This window comes from Lederbergia citri (genome assembly GCF_018343625.1).
GTDB lineage: Bacteria > Bacillota > Bacilli > Bacillales > Bacillaceae_C > Lederbergia > Lederbergia citri.
Window position 1 is genome coordinate 143366 of the sequence record NZ_JAGYPG010000004.1, and the last position, 18049, is coordinate 161414.

The 18049-nt window shown below is 36.6% G+C and carries 14 protein-coding genes; 12 read left to right on the top strand and 2 right to left on the bottom strand.

Translation table 11 applies throughout. The features are described 5' to 3' along the window. The first annotated feature begins 17 nt into the window (after positions 1–17). The 3 genes from nagE to KHA97_RS20295 all read left to right on the top strand — a co-directional run bounded on the left by nagE (position 18) and on the right by KHA97_RS20295 (position 4355). Entirely contained in the window at positions 18–1463 is a 1446-nt protein-coding gene (gene nagE / locus KHA97_RS20285) for an N-acetylglucosamine-specific PTS transporter subunit IIBC (RefSeq protein WP_213126615.1), read from the top strand. A gap of 551 nt (positions 1464–2014) precedes the next feature. Beyond that, positions 2015–3199 carry an MFS transporter gene (locus KHA97_RS20290; protein WP_213126616.1) on the top strand — a complete coding sequence of 395 codons (1185 nt, stop codon included), beginning with the start codon at positions 2015–2017 and terminating at the stop codon, positions 3197–3199. Positions 3200–3533: 334 nt separating this feature from the next. Beyond that, on the top strand, positions 3534–4355 hold the full coding sequence (locus KHA97_RS20295) for an ABC transporter ATP-binding protein (RefSeq protein ID WP_213126617.1): 822 nt from the start codon (positions 3534–3536) through the stop codon (positions 4353–4355). 222 nt (positions 4356–4577) lie between these two features. Here KHA97_RS20295 and KHA97_RS20300 read toward each other — a convergent pair whose 3' ends face one another. Further along, positions 4578–5195: a YktB family protein gene (locus tag KHA97_RS20300; RefSeq protein WP_213126618.1), complete on the bottom strand. Its 618-nt coding sequence runs from the start codon at positions 5193–5195 to the stop codon at positions 4578–4580. 92 nt (positions 5196–5287) lie between these two features. Next, entirely contained in the window at positions 5288–5452 is a 165-nt protein-coding gene (locus tag KHA97_RS20305) for a hypothetical protein (RefSeq protein ID WP_213126619.1), read from the bottom strand. A 132-nt stretch (positions 5453–5584) separates the two neighbouring features. On the opposite strand from KHA97_RS20305, the gene KHA97_RS20310 reads away from it, so the two are divergent. From KHA97_RS20310 to pfkB, 9 genes are all read left to right on the top strand, one after another. Continuing rightward, positions 5585–6547 (top strand): 2-hydroxyacid dehydrogenase, encoded by a 963-nt coding sequence (locus tag KHA97_RS20310; RefSeq protein ID WP_233713692.1) that lies wholly within the window; start codon positions 5585–5587, stop codon positions 6545–6547. Between the two features lie 516 nt (positions 6548–7063). Beyond that, positions 7064–7795, top strand: coding sequence for a GntR family transcriptional regulator (locus tag KHA97_RS20315; RefSeq protein WP_213126621.1), 732 nt, complete (start codon positions 7064–7066; stop codon positions 7793–7795). An 80-nt stretch (positions 7796–7875) separates the two neighbouring features. After that, the gene (locus KHA97_RS20320; RefSeq protein ID WP_213126622.1) at positions 7876–9165 is read left to right on the top strand and encodes an ABC transporter substrate-binding protein; all 1290 of its coding nucleotides are present in this window, start codon (positions 7876–7878) and stop codon (positions 9163–9165) included. Positions 9166–9244: 79 nt separating this feature from the next. After that, positions 9245–10189, top strand: coding sequence for a carbohydrate ABC transporter permease (locus KHA97_RS20325; RefSeq protein WP_213126623.1), 945 nt, complete (start codon positions 9245–9247; stop codon positions 10187–10189). Between the two features lie 13 nt (positions 10190–10202). Further along, a complete protein-coding gene (locus KHA97_RS20330; RefSeq protein ID WP_213126624.1) occupies positions 10203–11042 on the top strand; it encodes a carbohydrate ABC transporter permease in 840 nt (279 codons plus the stop codon). A gap of 45 nt (positions 11043–11087) precedes the next feature. Beyond that, on the top strand, positions 11088–12251 hold the full coding sequence (gene nagA / locus KHA97_RS20335) for an N-acetylglucosamine-6-phosphate deacetylase (protein ID WP_213126625.1): 1164 nt from the start codon (positions 11088–11090) through the stop codon (positions 12249–12251). A gap of 33 nt (positions 12252–12284) precedes the next feature. Beyond that, positions 12285–13547, top strand: a complete 1263-nt coding sequence (locus KHA97_RS20340) for a Gfo/Idh/MocA family protein (protein ID WP_213126626.1) — start codon at positions 12285–12287, stop codon at positions 13545–13547. A 114-nt stretch (positions 13548–13661) separates the two neighbouring features. After that, a complete protein-coding gene (locus tag KHA97_RS20345; RefSeq protein WP_213126627.1) occupies positions 13662–17024 on the top strand; it encodes a DUF4832 domain-containing protein in 3363 nt (1120 codons plus the stop codon). An 89-nt stretch (positions 17025–17113) separates the two neighbouring features. Then, positions 17114–18046 carry a 1-phosphofructokinase gene (pfkB, locus tag KHA97_RS20350; protein WP_213126628.1) on the top strand — a complete coding sequence of 311 codons (933 nt, stop codon included), beginning with the start codon at positions 17114–17116 and terminating at the stop codon, positions 18044–18046. Positions 18047–18049: the final 3 nt, after the last annotated feature.

Here is an 18049-nt window from a genome sequence, read left to right on the forward strand (position 1 = left end):
ATAGGAGGTCTTTTCAAATGATGAAATATTTGCAAAGATTAGGCCGTTCCTTGATGCTCCCGGTAGCAGTTCTTCCAGCTGCTGCGATACTGATGGGGATTGGTTATTGGATTGATCCAGATGGATGGGGAGAAGCAAATGTTATTGCGGCCTTTTTAATTAAAGCAGGTGGCTCCATCCTTGGCAATATCCCTATTCTTTTTGCAGTTGGGGTAGCACTTGGAATGTCTAAGGGAAGAGATGGCTCTGCAGCCATCAGTGGTTTAGTTTCATATCTAGTAGTAACTACTTTATTATCAACTGATACTGTGGCAATGTTTCAAGGGGTTGACCCCGGGCATGTAAATGATGCATTCGGAAAAATTGAAAACGCATTCATTGGGATTATTTCAGGAATCATAGCTTCTAATATGTATAATCGTTTTAGTCATGTTCAATTGCCGGATGCATTTGCCTTTTTTAGCGGAAAACGACTTGTGCCAATTATGTCAGCCCTTGCGATGTTAGTGGCAACAGTTGCACTGTTTTTTATATGGCCGGTCTTATACACTGGGCTCGTATCTTTTGGAACAGGAATTAGTAAACTTGGAGCAGCAGGAGCAGGATTATATGGATTTTTTAACCGATTATTAATTCCAACTGGGTTGCATCATGCGTTAAATGCGGTATTTTGGTTCGATACGATTGGAATTGATGACATCGGAAAATTCCGAGATGGAACGGGAGTTAAAGGAGTAACTGGCATGTACCAAGCCGGATTCTTCCCAATCATGATGTTCGGATTGCCGGCTGCGGCACTTGCCATGTATCATACAGCCAAAACGAAGAGAAGAAAACAAGCTGCTTCATTAATGCTAGCAGCAGGGTTTGCCTCATTTTTTACAGGTGTAACCGAGCCGATTGAATTTTCATTTATGTTTTTGGCTCCTGCACTTTACTTAGTGCATGCGGTTTTAACAGGACTTTCACTTACGATTGCTGCACTTTTTCAATGGACATCAGGCTTTGCCTTTAGTGCTGGATTTATCGATTATTTTTTAAGTCTTAGAATCCCGCTTGCCAATCAGCCATACATGTTGCTATTACAAGGATTAGTTTTTGGAGTGATTTATTACTTCCTCTTCCGCTACCTCATTGTAAAATTTGACTTGAAAACTCCAGGGCGTGAAGATGAAGATATTGATAGTGAGGAAGATTCCAGAATTATAACTGGAAAAGAACGCTTCGCCATTATGGCTGCTAAAATTTATGAAGGTCTCGGCGGGGATGCCAATGTTACTTCCGTTGATAATTGCATCACCCGTTTAAGAGTTGAAGTCAAAGATATGAATGCCGTGGATCAAGAGAAAATTAAAGCAACCGGCGTTCCAGGCATCAACATCGTTGGCTCCAATAGCATTCAAGTCATCGTAGGCACTCAAGTACAATTCGTAGCGGATGAAATTGAAAAAATTAGAAAATAATTGTGTGGATTTGAAAGGGCGACTGTCTAGTGAATAGGCGGTCGCTATTTTGATTGATACATAAGCTAATGATAGGAATCTAATAGAAGCGATAATTTTGAGAGAATTCCTCTAATGTTTAATAAAGTGAAGATATTGGACAGAGTTCTCGTTCTACTCGGTAGTTAGTCCAATATATGGATTATATTGGACTGAAAACATGTTCTATACAAAAATCTGTCCATAAAGTAAGTATATTGGACATACATCCAGGTAGCTAAAAATTCTGTCCAATAAACTTGTTAAATTGGTCAGAAAATCCGTTTCACACGTAACTATGTCCAATAAAGACATGATTTTGGATATAAATCCCATTAATTTGAAAAGCGGTCCAATTAAGAGTCATCTCTCCTACTTGTTTTTTGTTAAAGGAATCTAGCATTTAAAGAATAACGTTTATAATATTATTTGATTTAAAATTTTTAAAATTTGGATAGTGTGTTTTATTTTCACTGTGCTAATATATAATTATTTCAAATACAAAATTTAGCAACGGAAATGGGAGAAGAATCATGAATGTTTTCAAGGACTTTAAAGATTTTTTAAGAATTAAAGGGGCTTGGTATTTACTTGTTGGATTGTTTTTGTATGGAATAGGGACGGGAATTTTAGCTCCGATGAATGCAGTTTATATGCGTGAAGGGATTGGTTTGACAAAAGTCCAAATCGCTTCCATTTTCTCGGTGTCCGTTTTAATGAATATGGGTATTACCATCATGGTTGGGTTTATCAGTGATAAAATGAAACGTAAAAAACCATTGCCGTTATTTGCGTTAGTGCTATGTATGATTGGACTTCTCCTTTATATGAGAGCGGATACATATATAGAAGCTCTGATTGGTATGATTATTGCAGTCGCTCCTTCAGGCTTAATCATGGGTCAGTTTTTTGCGATGGCTCGTAATCATTTCATGAAGCTCGCACCAAATATTTTCGAGATTGCACAAATTTGGCTGCGTGCTATGATGAGTGTTGGTTTTTTCGTTGGTCTTCTATTAGGTGCAAATCTATTCTTAATCGCTAGTTTCAAAGGTATTCTCATAGGAAACTTAGCCGGTTATTTTTTACTTTTCGTTCTCCTTTTACTTTACAAGGAATACGATCCAGTTGACGTCGAATCGAACGTCTCCAAAGGTGAAGCATTTTCGTTCATTATGCTTTTTGCACTGTTATTGTTAGGATGTGCAGACTCATTAAGAGGCCTTTATTTACAGCTTGTTGTCGTTGAATTATTTGAAAAACCGCAAATTATGTCTTACCTATGGAGTGTTCAGGCGGTTTTTGAATTACTATTCATGACTTTCGCAGGTTATTGGGCGATGAAATTCGGGAGTAAGAGAGTCATTTTATTAAGTAGTTTTTGTGCGCTCGTTACTTTTATGATTTATAGCACAAGCCCGCCACTTTTCGTCTTTTTCCTTGTCCAACCACTTTATTCCTTTTACGTTTCTGTGTTGTATGGCGTTGTAATGGGGTATGTTCAAAGAATGTTCCATACCAAAATTGGTTTCGGCTCAAGTCTTTATGTATTTTTATTCCAAATGGCATCCCTTGCAGGCTATGCATTGCCGTTTTTAGTGGAAGGATACAGTCCAAGAATATTTATTATTCCGAGCATCCTTGTTGGGGCAGGAATTTTGTTGATGGGTGGTTTAGCATTAAAAAATCGCCAAAAACCAATGACATTATCAGCATAAAAATGGCCGGATTTCTTTCTTTGAAATCCGGCTTACTTTTATTAAATCGCGGTAATGTCATGTTGCGAATGCTATTAGGAGTCTCGGGAAATTTCGTTCGACAATAGAGTAATACGCGTGTACTCCAATTTAAAACTAAAAGAATTAGTGAAAAAACAACTCACGTGCCTCCCAAGTTCATCTACGAAATGAATCTCCTCGACTTTAATTAAGCTTGGCTATATTCCCATCTCCCAAAATGATTTTTTATGCTATAATTTTAACATTTACAGGCTTAAATATTTTCAAAAATGAAATTTTTTAATGAGAGAATAGAAAAAGTGAGGGTTATCATGTGGAAAAAGTAGTCTCTATGAAGAACGTTTCATTTAGAAGAAATAAGCAGGAAATTTTAAGTGGGATAGATTGGGAAATAAAAAAGGATCAACATTGGGCAATCTTAGGCTTAAATGGATCCGGAAAAACGTCCCTACTTAATATTGTGACAGGATATCAATTCCCAACAACTGGAGATGTCAAAGTACTTGATTTTCAATTTGGAAAATCCTATATACCTGATTTACGAAAAGAGATTGGTTTTGTCAGTAGTTCGCTGGAACGATTTTCCGAAGTTCTAGATTATGAAACGGTAGAAGAAATTGTCGTGAGTGGAAAATTTGCATCCATTGGATTGTATGAAGAAGTGACTGATGCTGATTGGGAAAAAGCTGAATCCTTATTAAAAAGTTTTCGCTTAGATTATTTAAAAGGAAAACGATTTCATCTATTATCCCAAGGAGAAAAGAGAAGAGTACTAATCGCGAGGTCTTTAATGAGCGATCCCAGAATTCTTATTTTAGATGAACCGTGTTCTGGGCTAGATATTCTTTCAAGGGAAGATGTTTTACTTTTAACTAAGGAAATTGCCACATACAATTGCCATTTAATTTATGTAACTCATCATATAGAAGAGCTTGTTGAAGAAATAAGCCATGTGTTGCTTCTACGTGATGGAAAAATAGTTGCCGCAGGTCCAAAGATTGAAGTGGTTACGGATGAATTGTTGACAGAAACATTTGGTATTTCTGTTGGAGTTCATTGGGAAGAAAACCGACCGTGGCTTTCAGTGAAAAAAGATATAGGTTATACGAAATTTGGACCTGTAAAAACCAATTGAGTTGGATCAGCTGTGCTTTTGAAAATTACAATAGTGAGAAGAGTCGCAAATTAAGTGGTTACATTGAATTGGTCAATAAGACCTTTCTTGTCAAAATTCTTTGTTCAAGGTCACGATGGGTGTTTCATCGTGACCTCAATCCCGAAAAAGCAGCCAGCAAGGTCACGATAAATATAACCAATATATCTTACTACCGAAAAAATCTATCAGCACGGAACAACATTAACTAAATGCAAGCCGGTAAATAGGAACGAGTGTCTCGAACGTCTCTTTTACAAAATCAATAAAGCGATCCCTATCTCGAAGGATTGTATCGTTTGCTTCTATATGTCTGCCTATTAAAAACTCCGCTTTTTTGACATCACGAAAGCGAATGAGAGCTTCTTTTAAATTGATATCCGCCATAGAAGTAGATTCTTTTTTCATATGATCTAAAGAAACAACAAAATCAGAAGGAATCGAGTTTTCAATTGATTTTATGTTTTTAAGTAAGTTTTTCGCGATCGACGTTTTATTTGGTAATTCATATATATAAGCCAACCATATAAAGACATGGTCATCGAAAAGACCGACTTGAAAATGCGGATGTTGTTTATATCCTCGTTTATTCCCTGCAATCGCTAGCCATGTATCCTTTGGTGGATTGACAGTACGTCTTGCATGTTTAGCAATATGTAAAAACATCTCAGAACCTACCATTGCAGATAAATCATCAGTTAGAACGTCGCCCAACGCCTTAAATTTAGGTTGTATTCTTTGTTGGATTGCCTCCATTCTATCCTCAAGGCCTTCTATATGAAACGTGTCAAAATCGTGTTGGGTAAATCCAGTGAATTGCATAATCATAGTTCCTTTCCATTCTGTCTTCATCAATCATATTAATAAAAAAAGAAGATAATCTAAAGAGATTTATCTTCAATACAGTTTTTTTCTTATTTTTCACTCGGATCATATTCATCATAAATAAGTCTAGTAACCGTTGTATAATCTCCTTTATCAATTTCGGATTGTGTTGCCTCTTCTCCATAGTAATCCTCAGTATCAATTCCTGGTGCAATCTTAGGATGGTCCGTTACTTGCTTTTTGTCCTTTTTCAAAAAGTATCCCTCCAATCAAACATATTTTTAACTAAATTTATTAAATTATGAATGAAAAGGAATGTTGTCAGTATTGTCAGTCAATATGGTAAGATGAATATATAATTGTCTTCAGAATGGGAGGAAAATATATTGAAACCTAAGATTTATGCAACATTACCAATTCCTACAGACGTGGAAAAATTTCTTTCTGAATACTGTGAAGTGCGCAAGTGGATCGGAGAAGACCGGATTTCACGAGAAACTCTGTTACAAGATATAAAAGATGTTAATGGACTTTTAACGTCGGGAATTAGAATCGACGATGATCTTTTAGAAAATGCACCAAATTTAAAGGTGGTCAGTAATGTATCGGTAGGTTTTAATAATTTTAATATAGAAGCGATGAAACAACACAATGTGATAGGAACAAACACACCTTATGTTCTTGATGAAACTGTAGCCGATTTGACGTTCGCTCTTATACTAGCTTCTGCACGAAGAATTGCTGAATTAGATAGGTTCGTAAAAGATGGAAACTGGAATCCAACAAAAGATGATCAACTTGTGTTTGGATTGGATGTACATAGCTCAACAATTGGAATCATTGGAATGGGCAGAATTGGAGAAGCGGTGGCGAGAAGGGCGAAATTCGGATTTAATATGGATGTCCTTTATTATAATCGAAACAGAAAGCCTGAAGCTGAAGAAAAATATGAGGCAGAGTATTGTAATTTAGATTCTTTATTAGAAAGGTCAGATTTTATTGTATTGCTCACCCCGCTTACTCCTGAGACTGAGCACTTTATCGGTGAAAGAGAATTTGCACTCATGAAAAAATCAACCTTTTTCATTAACGTTTCTCGTGGGAAAACGGTAGATGAAGCTGCAATGATTCGGGCTTTGGAAAATAAAGAAATATACGGCGCAGGACTTGATGTTTTTCAGAAAGAGCCTGTAGAAAAAGATAACCCATTACTAAAAATGCCAAATGTCGTTACCGTCCCTCATATAGGTTCAGCAACAAAGAAAACAAGAGACGCCATGATCATGCGTGCCGCGCAAAATATCGTTTCTGCTTTAACTGGGAAAGGTGCGATTGATTCGGTTTACTAGGTTGTTTTTTTAATGATTGAAGTAGAATTGCTCAAAACTGTTTTTGTTTTGAGCTTTTTCCATTAATAAATTTCCTAGAAAAAAAAATAACTATGGGTTGACCCAACAACCCGACCATGTTATGATTTTAACAATTCCAAATGTTTAGCATATTTAGCGCATTAAATTACGTACTATATACCCCACCATAGAAGTACTATTAGCAATCCTTCATAAATGAGCCTTGTGCCTACTTAGTAAAATTTACTTCAATTTAACAGACAACCTACCTTAGAAACTTAAAAAGTGTTTTTGAAAGTATTTCCGCAAAATTTATTATACACCTCGAATTCTCACATATTACTTTAGATATCCTTTTACTAAAGAACGAGACCCTATTTTATATTCACATAACCTTACCCACGAATATAAAGCGTTTTCATAATCTCTATAACTAAACCAGATTATGTCCTTCATTTAAAAAATTCATTATTTTTCAATTGTAAATAATATAAAAGTAGTTGTAAGGAGGTAAAAATGGAGAAAATATTAGATAGTAGCAGTATTCTTCCACTTTATCATCAATTACAAGAAATTTTGAGAGAAAATATTGAGTCTGGTATATGGAAACCAGGCGATATGATTCCATCAGAAAATCAATTAATGCAAGAATACTTTATTAGTAGAAATACTGTTAAAAAAGCGATAGAGAATCTTGTTCAAGATGGAATATTAAATCGTGTACAAGGTAAAGGAACTTTCGTTTCAAGACCTAAATTTGAACAATCATTAAGTGGTTTTTATAGTTTCAGCAAAGTAATGAAGGAAAGAGGTTTATCTCCTAAAGATGTAATTGAGAGTATTGAAAAAATGAGAGTAAAACCAAGAATTGCAAAGCAGCTAAAACTTAGTGAAGATGAACAGGTGTTTGAATTAAAACGTATTCGCTATGCTCAAGAAGAACCAATGATTTTTGAAACATCATACATTCCGGAAAAATATTGCCCTGGATTAACACGTGAAAAGTTAGAAAAAAATTCCCTTTATGATTTAATGCAAAAAGAATATGGGATATTTGTAACAAAAGCGAAAGAAACCTTTGAACCAATATTAATTAGATCATATGAAAGTAGATTTTTAGATGTAGAGGAGGGGTACCCTGCATTGGCACTTGATCGAATCGCATTCGATGCATATGAAGTACCAGTTGAATTTTGTCATTCAATTGTTCGAGGGGACCGATGTAGGTTTTATACGGAATTATTGTAAAGATTTTTTCTGACAATTGGTAACACCTTTCTGTGCACTCACAGAGAGAGAATATAATCTTAATTCTTAGGGGGATTTGAATGAAGAAATATTTGTCCATTATTGTTGTATTGTTATTAATGGTATTGTCCGGATGTTCAGGAGATGGCAAAACGACTGGTGGTGGTAGTGGAGGTGGAGGTAAAACAAAGTCTGGTGATATTACACTAACTTATGCAATTTGGGATGTGAACCAAGCACCTGCACTTCAACAAATTGCAGACAAATTTAATGAAGAAAATCCAAACATTAAGATTAAGGTTGAAGTTACACCATGGGATCAATATTGGACGAAGCTCGAAACGGCAGCAACTGGTGGGAGTTTACCTGATCTCTTTTGGTTGAATGCATCAAATATTCAAAAATACGCAAAAGGTAAAGTGTTATTGCCGATTACTGAACAAGCTGATTTAGATAACGTAGATCTTTCAAAATATCCTGAAGCACTTGTTAAAACTTATACTGTCGATGACCAGCTTTATGCCATACCTAAGGATTTTGATACAATCGGTCTTTGGTATAATAAAGAACTATTTGATAACGCAGGTTTAGAATATCCAAATGAAAATTGGACGTGGGATGATTTAGTTGATAATGCAAAAAAATTAACCGATGAAGGAAACGGCATTTGGGGATTCTCAGCCCCTCTTGAGACGCAAACTGGATTTTATAATACAGTTTACCAAGCTGGTGGATATATTCTAAATGATGATTTGACAAAAGCTGGCCATGCAGACGAAAAAACCTTAAAAGGGATAAAATTTATGTATGACATGATTCATACTCATAAGGTTTCGCCAACGGTTGCTCAAATGACAGATACTCCTGCAATATCGCTATTTGAATCTGGAAAGGTTGCTATGATGTTTGCAGGCTCATGGTCACAAATTGAATTTGCGAAGAATGAATATACAAAAGACAAAGTGGACGTTACAGCTTTGCCGACTGGAGAAAAGAAAGCCGTAATTATCCACGGACTTGGGAATGTTATCGCTGCTAACACGAAGTATCCTGAAGAAGCATGGAAATTTTCAAAGTTCTTGGGATCGGAAGAAGCACATAAGATTCAAGCGGAAACTGGAACTGTAATTCCTGCATATCAAGGAACACAAGATGCATGGGTGCAATCAAATCCAAATTTCAATCTTCAAGTGTTTATTGATATGACAGAGTATTCAGTACCTTATCCAGTATCAATTGAAACAAGAAAGTGGCAACAAATTGAAACTGAAGTACTCACTCAAGCTTGGGCGGGTAATATGAGTCTTGAGGATGCTGTAAAAGAAGTTGCCGAGAAAGTAGATGCAGTTCTAGCTGACGAGAAGAAATAACTATATTTTTGCGGAGAAGTGTTGGATTTAGTTTATCTAACACTTCTTCCTAAATTAGTATTTTACTAGGGGTGAGACAATGCAGGAAATACAGGCCCATAAAGAAGGAATACCTAGTTTAAAAAAACCAAAAAGGAAATTAAGTAGGGTTAAAAGGTCTGATTATTTTTGGGCGTATGCAATGATTTTCCCAACAATGGCAGGGACATTTATATTTAATATTTGGCCAGTCTTTCAATCATTTTATTTAAGTCTTACGGAATGGGGAGGTTTTGGTCAATATTCTTTTGCAGGGTTCGTTAATTATAAACGACTTTTTCAAGATCCTAATCTCATTTCAGCTTTTAAAAATACCGCAATATATACAGTGCTATCCGTTCCGTTAGGGATATCACTATCCATATTAGTAGCTGTACTTTTAAACCAAAAAATAAAAGGAGTAACTTTTTATCGGACTCTTTTCTTTCTTCCGGTTGTTACAATGCCGGCAGCTGTCGCAATCGTTTGGAAATGGTTGTATAACGCCGACTTTGGATTGATTAATTATTCCCTAAGTTTAATTGGGGTCAAAGGTCCTGGCTGGTTGACTGACCCTAAAATAGCTCTCTATTCTTTAGTGTTAGTTTCAGTTTGGGGTGCGATTGGCTATAACATGGTTATCATTTTATCTGGTTTACAAGGCATTTCAAAAACTTATTATGAAGCGGCTGAAATTGATGGAGCAAGTCCTTTTGCACAATTTTTTAAAATTACTCTTCCATTATTAACACCGACGCTTTTTTTTGTTTCAGTCATGTCATTGATTAATACTTTCCAAGTATTTGAATTAGTATTTATGATGATTGGACCTAATAGTCCAGTTATACGGGATACACATACATTAGTGTACCTATTTTATGAGGAAGCCTTCATTAATAATGATAAAGGCTATGCAGCCGCCATCTCTCTCTTTATTTTTGTAATCATCTTAATCTTTACGATTTTACAATTTAGGATGCAAGAGAAATGGGTTCATTATGATTGAGGAGGGATATTAAATGTCCGTACATAGTATGTCAAATAGGAAACCGAAAAAGATGATCATCCATATTATTTTGATAGTAGGAGCAATTATAATGACCACTCCATTTTTATGGATGGTTTTAACATCTCTAAAAACCTTTGGAGAATCAACACAAGTTCCTCCAGTTATTTTTCCAAGTCATCTTGAGTGGAAAAACTTTTCGGAGATATTTATTACATTGCCGTTTTTTAATTTTTATTGGAATACTGTTTTTACAACCTTTTTCAAAACTCTAGGGCAATTAGTTTTTTGTTCGCTTGCTGCATATGCATTTGCAAGAATCAATTTTCCGGCAAAAAACTTTTTGTTCATTCTATTATTATCTATCCTAATGGTCCCAAATCAAGCGTATATCATACCACAGTATTTGATAATGGTGAAATTAGAATGGTTAAATTCCTTGAAAGCACTAATCGTTCCAGGAATAACTAGTGCGTTTGGAACCTTTTTATTAAGGCAATTCTTTCTGACAATTCCGAGTGAACTTGAAGATGCAGCTAAATTGGATGGGTGTAACCATTTTCAAATTTACTGGAGAGTCATGCTGCCATTGGCAAAGCCTGGGTTAATTGCCCATGCAATTTTTACAATTCTTTGGTCTTGGAATGATTTAATGTGGCCGCTTATCGTCAATAATTCACCAAGTAAGATGCCTCTTTCCGCTGGAATGGCCTCACTGCAAGGACAATATATGACAGATTTCCCTGTCTTAATGGCAGGATCCTTGCTTGCAACTTGGCCGATGATTTTAATGTTTATTGTATTACAAAAACAGTTTGTTGAAGGAATTGCTTTGACAGGGACAAAAGGATAAAGTAAGTTTTTCTTAAAAGTAAACGTTTTAAGGAAGGATGCTTATATGAAAAAACAAGTAACTTTATTTAAGAATGCTAGAATCTTTTTGTTAGAAAGAGTGATTGATCAAGGTTGGATGCTAGTTAATGAGCGTGGGAAAATTGAAGAAATCGGCGAAGGGGACCCAGTAACTTTAGACCATGATATAAGTGTAGACGTACAGGGGAAATCTATTATCCCAGGGCTTATCGACGTTCACATTCATGGTGGAAATGGTTATAGTTTCATGGATGGAAGTTATGAGTCTCTTGCTGAAATTAGTGCTTTTCATGCGAAGCACGGAACCACTTCTTTTTTAGCTACAACATCTACCGCATCAAAAGAAAATATTATCAAGGCTTTAAACTGCGCCGCCGAATCCTATGAAAAAGGCATGCCAGGTGCAGATTTAGTAGGGGTGCATTTGGAAGGACCATTTATTAATGTTAAAAGAAGCGGTGCCCAGGAAAAATCCGATATTCGTTTGCCTTCTATTGAGGAAATTGACGAATATCTTCAAGCATCAAATCATCTTATAAAGCTAGTGACCCTTGCTCCGGAAGTTGAAAATGGCTATGAAGCTGTAAAGCATTTCAATGATCAAGGAGTAACCGTTTCTATCGGGCACTCCGATGCTAATTTTAACGAGGTTTTAGAAGCGGTTCAGGTAGGTGCAGCACATACAACACACCATTTTAATGGGATGAGCCCTTTGCATCATCGTGAACCAGGCGTTGCTGGAGCTGGAATGGCTTTAAATGAACTTACAACTGAAATTATTGCGGATGGTATTCATGTTCATCCTGAAGTGGTTAAGCTTCTTTTTGATGTAAAAGGAGTTTGGAATACTTGTGCGATTACAGATGCTGTTTTTTGTGCTGGTCTACCAGATGGAGAATATGAGCGAGTATATGTTACAAAGGGGCAAGTCTACCTCTCTGATGGATCAACCCTTGCAGGAAGTACTTTAACAATGATCCAGTCACTTAAAAACGTTACTTCTTTCACTGGATATTCTTTGTTCGAAGTTTTACCTTCCTACACAATGGTACCTGCAAGGCAAGCAAAGATTGATCATTTGAAGGGATCGTTAGAAAAAGGGAAGGACGCCGACTTATTAATTGTTGATGATGAATTATCTATTCAATCTACCTATGTAAAAGGGATTGAGGTTTATAGGCAATCATAGAACAAATCATTATATATGGAAAGGATGATTTTGATGATACAAGCCGCTCTCATTGGTGCTGGTGCTAGAGGAATGCATGCTTATGCCAGTTATGCATTAAAAAATCCCCATGAAATAAAATTTATCGCTGTTGCCGAAGAAAATCGTGAAAGAAGAGAGAAGTTTGCAAAAGATCACGGCATCCCAGCTGAAATGCAATTTTCTAGTTGGGAAGACCTTCTAGACCAGCCGAAATTATGTGAGGCTTTATTAATTTGTACTCAAGATCGTATGCATTATGAGCCTACGATGAAAGCAATCAGAAAAGGCTATAAAATTTTATTAGAAAAACCAATGTCCCCTGTTCCAGTAGAATCGTTGGAAATGGCTGAGGAAGCTGAAAAATACGGAAGCCTCTTATCTGTTTGTCATGGTATGAGATATTCAACTTATTATCGAGCATTAAAGCGTTTGTTGGAAGAAGAAACGATTGGAAGAGTTACATCTATACAGTGGAATGAAAATGTTGGTGTCTTGCATCATTCTCATAGCTTTGTTCGGGGAAATTGGCGCAACTCCAAAGAATCAAGTCCGATGATTTTACAAAAAAGCTGTCACGATATGGATATGATCCAATGGTTGGTGGGAGCTGATTGCGTAAAGGTCTCGTCATTTGGAAGCCTAACTTATTTTAAAGAAGAAAATGCACCAGAAGGTTCCACTGCCAGATGTACAGATGGCTGTAAAGTGGAAAGGGAGTGCCCGTTCTCCGCTATTAAAATGTATTTAAATGAAAAAGATGAATGGCCGGCGAATGTAGTTACTCTTGAACCGAAGTACGAAAAAAGATTAAAAGCCTTGCAAGAAGGACCATATGGAAGATGCGTATATCGTTGCGATAATGACGTGGTTGACCATCAAGTCGTCAATCTTTTATTTGATAACGAGGTTACGGTTGCCTTTACAATGTCCGCATTTACAAATGAGATTAGTAGAACATTTAAAATCATGGGGACGAAAGGCGAAATTCGAGGTAATCATTATATCAATGATATAGAAATAAAATATTTTTCCGGAAGAGTAGAAAAGGTCTATCCAGAAAAAGTTGAAGGTGGCCATGATGGAGCAGATACGCTAATCATGGAAGATTTCATTAAACAAGTTAGAAGTAACGTCAACAAGAGCCATAGCTCTGGTATCGTCTCAGCAAAAAGCCACTTAATTGCTTTCGCTGCGGAGGAATCTCGTATTACTGGAAAAACGATTGATATGGAAGAATATGTTACTGAATTAAGAAAAAGCAGTTCGGTAGTTTGAGAAAGATGTAGAAGTTATTTCCACAGAATAATAGGTTAGTCTAAAAGATAATTTGCATCTAGAATCTTTATTTGCATCCAACCCATAAAAAACAATGGTAGGAGGAAATTTAGTATGCGAAATTATCTTAACCGAAAAGTAAGGGGGGCGCTACTAGTATTACTAGCACTGTCCATTACTTTTTCAGGAGGATGGTCAAATATTCAACACGATGGATCCGATCATTTTTTTGAAGGGAAGCCAGATCAGTGGGATTCAGTTCCTCATGCTCAAACTTCTGCTACTCAGCAGTTAGAAATTATGAAAGCCGTTCAGCAGGATGGGAAATTATTCGCAATGGTAAAAGGACCCGGTCTTGAATCAGGTGGAACATGGTATATAGATATAGATGGCAATGAAAAAACAGGGTTAACAATCCCATACTGGACTAATAGTACAGGTATTGATGTGAAAATTGAAGAAGGCACTATTTGGGCTGTAAAGGATGGACGATGGGAAGCGGTTGGAGAATCAACGGAAGTCTATAACGGCTCAGTTAGGGAATTAGAATTAGATTTATCTAAAGTTGAAAATTATAAAAATGTAAATCTACGGATTGCGTTTGCTCAGCTAGGTAGTCAATATTTACCATCCCCGGGTCGTCTGATGCTAGTAGTACCGCCACAGACTGATAATGCCTTTGGACCTGATGTGAAAATCACTGTGGATGCAGAAATGGATGACTGGGAAGGAATAGAGCCAGTTGCTATATCAGCCGATGGAAAAACAATGCTATATGCTGCGATGGATCATGAAAATCTTTTTCTATTTGCAAAAGGTAGAATGGCAGAGTTTAATGATATTTTTTTTGATACAGATAGAAGCTCAGATACAGGTTATACAGGGGCAGGATGGACCGAATTTGGCGGAGATTGGTTAGTAGAGAATGGTGGACTCTATAAAAGCACTGGTGCGGGTTGGAATTGGGGACCCGTTGACGGTGTGGATATTAAATATGCAGAAAAAGCTGAAGGGGAATTAAAAACGATAGAATACAGTATACCGCTAGAAGCTTTAGAAATTTCTCGTCCAAGGCCAATTTCAATTGGCTTTACATCCAATGACATAAGAGTCCCAGAGTCAAGTCAAAAAGCACCTACCATTAACCCACCTTTACCAAAAATGAACGTTGACGGTGATGTCGAGAAGTGGGAAAACTTTCCGATAACAGCAATGGGTGAAGGGGACGTTTTTTCAATAAAGGCATTTGCCAGGAATAAAAAAGTCTCAATACTAGCTCTTGCCTCTAACTTCGATAAGGAAACAAATATATTTATCGATAGTGATAATAATTTTGAAACTGGTTATCAAGGCTGGGAATTTAAACGTACTGGCGCTGATTATTTAATTCAAAATGGTAGATTATACGAAAGCGCTGGATCAGGATGGGCATGGAAAGAAATTGGGCCAGTTCCATGGATTGTCGTCGATTCTGATACAGAGGGTGTAAAAATATTGGAAACTGAGGCTGATCTTTCGTCTTTTTCAAATGCTAACGACACAATGAGAGTTGCTATGGGTGTCGGGGGTGATTATGCTCCGGCTGTATCAAGTGAAGGTGAGTATGCGCTTGCGACGGGTCCTTCCGGTGGAAAGATTATTTTAGATGGCGATGATAGCGATTGGGTCAATATAGACACTGCGATTAAAGGAAAAGGTGATAACATTACGGTTCGCGCTACCCAAGATAATGAAAAAGTCTATTTACTTGTGGAAGGCGATAATATTAATACTCAAAACACCTTCTTTTTGGATACTGATGATAAATCAAAAACAGGAGATTCTTCAACAGCGTGGAAGTCATTTGGTCCCGACGCCATGATAAAATATAATCAATTATATCTTTATGATAATAAAATGATGAAATGGATCCTTAAAGGTCCAGTCGGTACCGAAATTACTTCCGAATATGCATTATATTACTTTTATCAAGATCAAATTGGAAGGAAAAAAGCTGCTCCTTTTAACATCAGTTATATAGGAAAAGAAGCCTACCATCTTCCGGCTATAGGCGAAAAGGCATTATTTGTTACTGAAAAACTTCAGAATAATGAAAAGCAAAATAGGTTTAAGCCAATTGAGAGATTTAATGTACTAAACAATCCATATATGGGATGGGTAGGTTGGGCCATTTACAATAGGCCAGCAGGACAACCGCATTCGCTAGTTTATGCCAATATTACTTGGAGAGATCTGGAACCAGAAAAAGGTTCTTTCAATTGGGATGCTATCGAAAAACATTTTCAGTTTGATAAGTGGGCAAAAGAAGGAGTAAAAATTAATCTCCGTTTTGTCATGGATGATCCTGGAAATGACCCTGATATGGATATTCCAAATTGGTTATATCAAGAGCTAATAAATGATGAAGGGGAAGATGGAGCTGGTAAATGGTATAATACGCCATCTTCAGTAGTAGGTTCAGGGTTTGCTCCAAATTATAATAGTAAATTGCTAATTGCAGAACATGAGAGAGTAATAAAAGCATTGGCCGAACGATATAATAATGACCCGAGAATCGCCTTTATTCAAATTGGAAGTCTCGGACACTGGGGAGAGTTTCATAATTGGCCGGAAGAAGTATCAGGTAAATTCCCTAATCTATCTGTTTCAGACCAATATGTAAGACACTATATAGATAACTTTACAAATAAAATGATTGGAATGAGAAAACCTTTTCCAATTGCAGCTGAAAATAACCTAGGATTGTTCAATGATGTCTTTGGTAGTAAAGGAGCTACTGAAACATGGATTGATTGGACAATAAACGGATGGAACGAAATTGGGCCCTATGTAGATACTGGTCAAACTCCTGCTGAAGCACAAGCAGCATCAAGAATGCCAGACTTCTGGAAAAAAGCATACTCAGGTGGTGAATTCCATAGTGGAAATGCATTGTTATCACTTTCCAATGACACGATTATGGATACGTTAAGGCAAGCTAGGGAAAGCCACTCTTCTTGGATGGGACCTGCATCCCCTATACGATATATTACTGGCAAGGATGTTACTGAAAGCGAGCAAGCAAACATAAATTTATTGCACAATACTATGGGTTATCGATTTGTACTAGAGTCAATTGATATTAATAAAAAATCAAAAGTAGGGGATCAACTGAACCTATCAATGACATGGAATAATAAAGGTGTCGCTCCATTTTATTTTAAATGGCCACTGGCATTTGCACTTGCTGATAACAAAGGTAATGTTGTTAAAGAAAGTATTCAAACAATTGATTCTATTGATATTCGTGAATGGCTTCCGGGGCGACATGATATGAATGTTAATTACTCTATAGCTAATAAGCTTAAGCCAGGTCGATATACATTGCTTGTAGCTATTTTGGACGAGGAAACTATGCTTCCTGGAATTAAACTTGCTACTGAAGGTGAGCGCGAAGATGGCTGGACAGAACTTGAAGCATTAACAGTATCTAAATAATATATCTTAACCACGAGTAGGAACATTTTGCTTCCTACTCGTTTATTGCTACCATAAATGAAAATCACATAAAAAAGTAGGTTGAAATTATGATCGTTACAGTTACTTTAAACCCAGCAATCGATATTTCCTATCGTGTAAATAACTTTAAAATAAATAAGGGCCATCGTGTTGAAAATGGAAATAAAACAGCGGGTGGAAAAGGTTTAAATGTATCTCGTGTACTAAAACAACTTGGTGAACATCCGCATTGCCTCGGATTTCTCGGAGGATCGAATGGAAAGTGGATCAAAAGACAACTAGAAATAGAGGGTTTGGAGGGGTCCTTCACTCAAATTAAGGAGGAAACTAGAACGTGTTTAGCGTTTATTGATGAAGAAAATTCTACCCAGACAGAATTGATGGAAAAGTGCCCAACAGTATCAGAAGAGGAGAAGGAAGAGTTTCTTGAAACTTATCAGCAACAATTTAAAAAAGCGACACTAATCATTGCTTCAGGTAGCTTACCTTCGTGGCTGGATTCATCTTTTTATAAAGATATGAGTAAATTAGCAAAAGAACAAAATATTCCTTTCATACTTGATACAAGTGGGGAGCCATTAAAACTTGGAATTGAGGGAAATCCGTTTTTAATTAAACCGAATCAAGAAGAGTTAACTCAATTCGCAGGAAAAGAGTTAAAGACAATGGAGGATATGGTTGAGGTTGCAATAAGAATTTGCAATCAAGGTGTGCAAAACGTTCTTTTATCTTTAGGTGAAGGTGGTGCAATATTAGTTAGAAAAGATGTTATATTGAAAGCGAATATCCCTTCTATTCCCGTAGTGAATCCGGTAGGGTCAGGGGATAGTATGATAGCGGGGATGGCATATTCCATTAATAATAATTTGGTTCTTGAAGAATGCTTAAGGATGGCATGTGCTTGCGGAATGGCAAATGCTATGGAAGAAAAGACTGGATTTGTTCAGTCACAAATGATAAAGCAATTATTGAAAGAGATAAATATAACTTCAATTGACTGAATT

Coding starts and splice junctions, on each gene's coding strand:
- nagE (WP_213126615.1), top strand. CDS start 18: ATGATGAAATATTTGCAAAGATTAGGCCGTTCCTTGATGCTCCCGGTA.
- KHA97_RS20290 (WP_213126616.1), top strand. CDS start 2,015: ATGAATGTTTTCAAGGACTTTAAAGATTTTTTAAGAATTAAAGGGGCT.
- KHA97_RS20300 (WP_213126618.1), bottom strand. CDS start 5,195: ATGCAATTCACTGGATTTACCCAACACGATTTTGACACGTTTCATATA.
- KHA97_RS20315 (WP_213126621.1), top strand. CDS start 7,064: ATGGAGAAAATATTAGATAGTAGCAGTATTCTTCCACTTTATCATCAA.
- KHA97_RS20320 (WP_213126622.1), top strand. CDS start 7,876: ATGAAGAAATATTTGTCCATTATTGTTGTATTGTTATTAATGGTATTG.
- KHA97_RS20325 (WP_213126623.1), top strand. CDS start 9,245: ATGCAGGAAATACAGGCCCATAAAGAAGGAATACCTAGTTTAAAAAAA.
- KHA97_RS20330 (WP_213126624.1), top strand. CDS start 10,203: ATGTCCGTACATAGTATGTCAAATAGGAAACCGAAAAAGATGATCATC.
- nagA (WP_213126625.1), top strand. CDS start 11,088: ATGAAAAAACAAGTAACTTTATTTAAGAATGCTAGAATCTTTTTGTTA.
- KHA97_RS20340 (WP_213126626.1), top strand. CDS start 12,285: ATGATACAAGCCGCTCTCATTGGTGCTGGTGCTAGAGGAATGCATGCT.
- KHA97_RS20345 (WP_213126627.1), top strand. CDS start 13,662: ATGCGAAATTATCTTAACCGAAAAGTAAGGGGGGCGCTACTAGTATTA.
- pfkB (WP_213126628.1), top strand. CDS start 17,114: ATGATCGTTACAGTTACTTTAAACCCAGCAATCGATATTTCCTATCGT.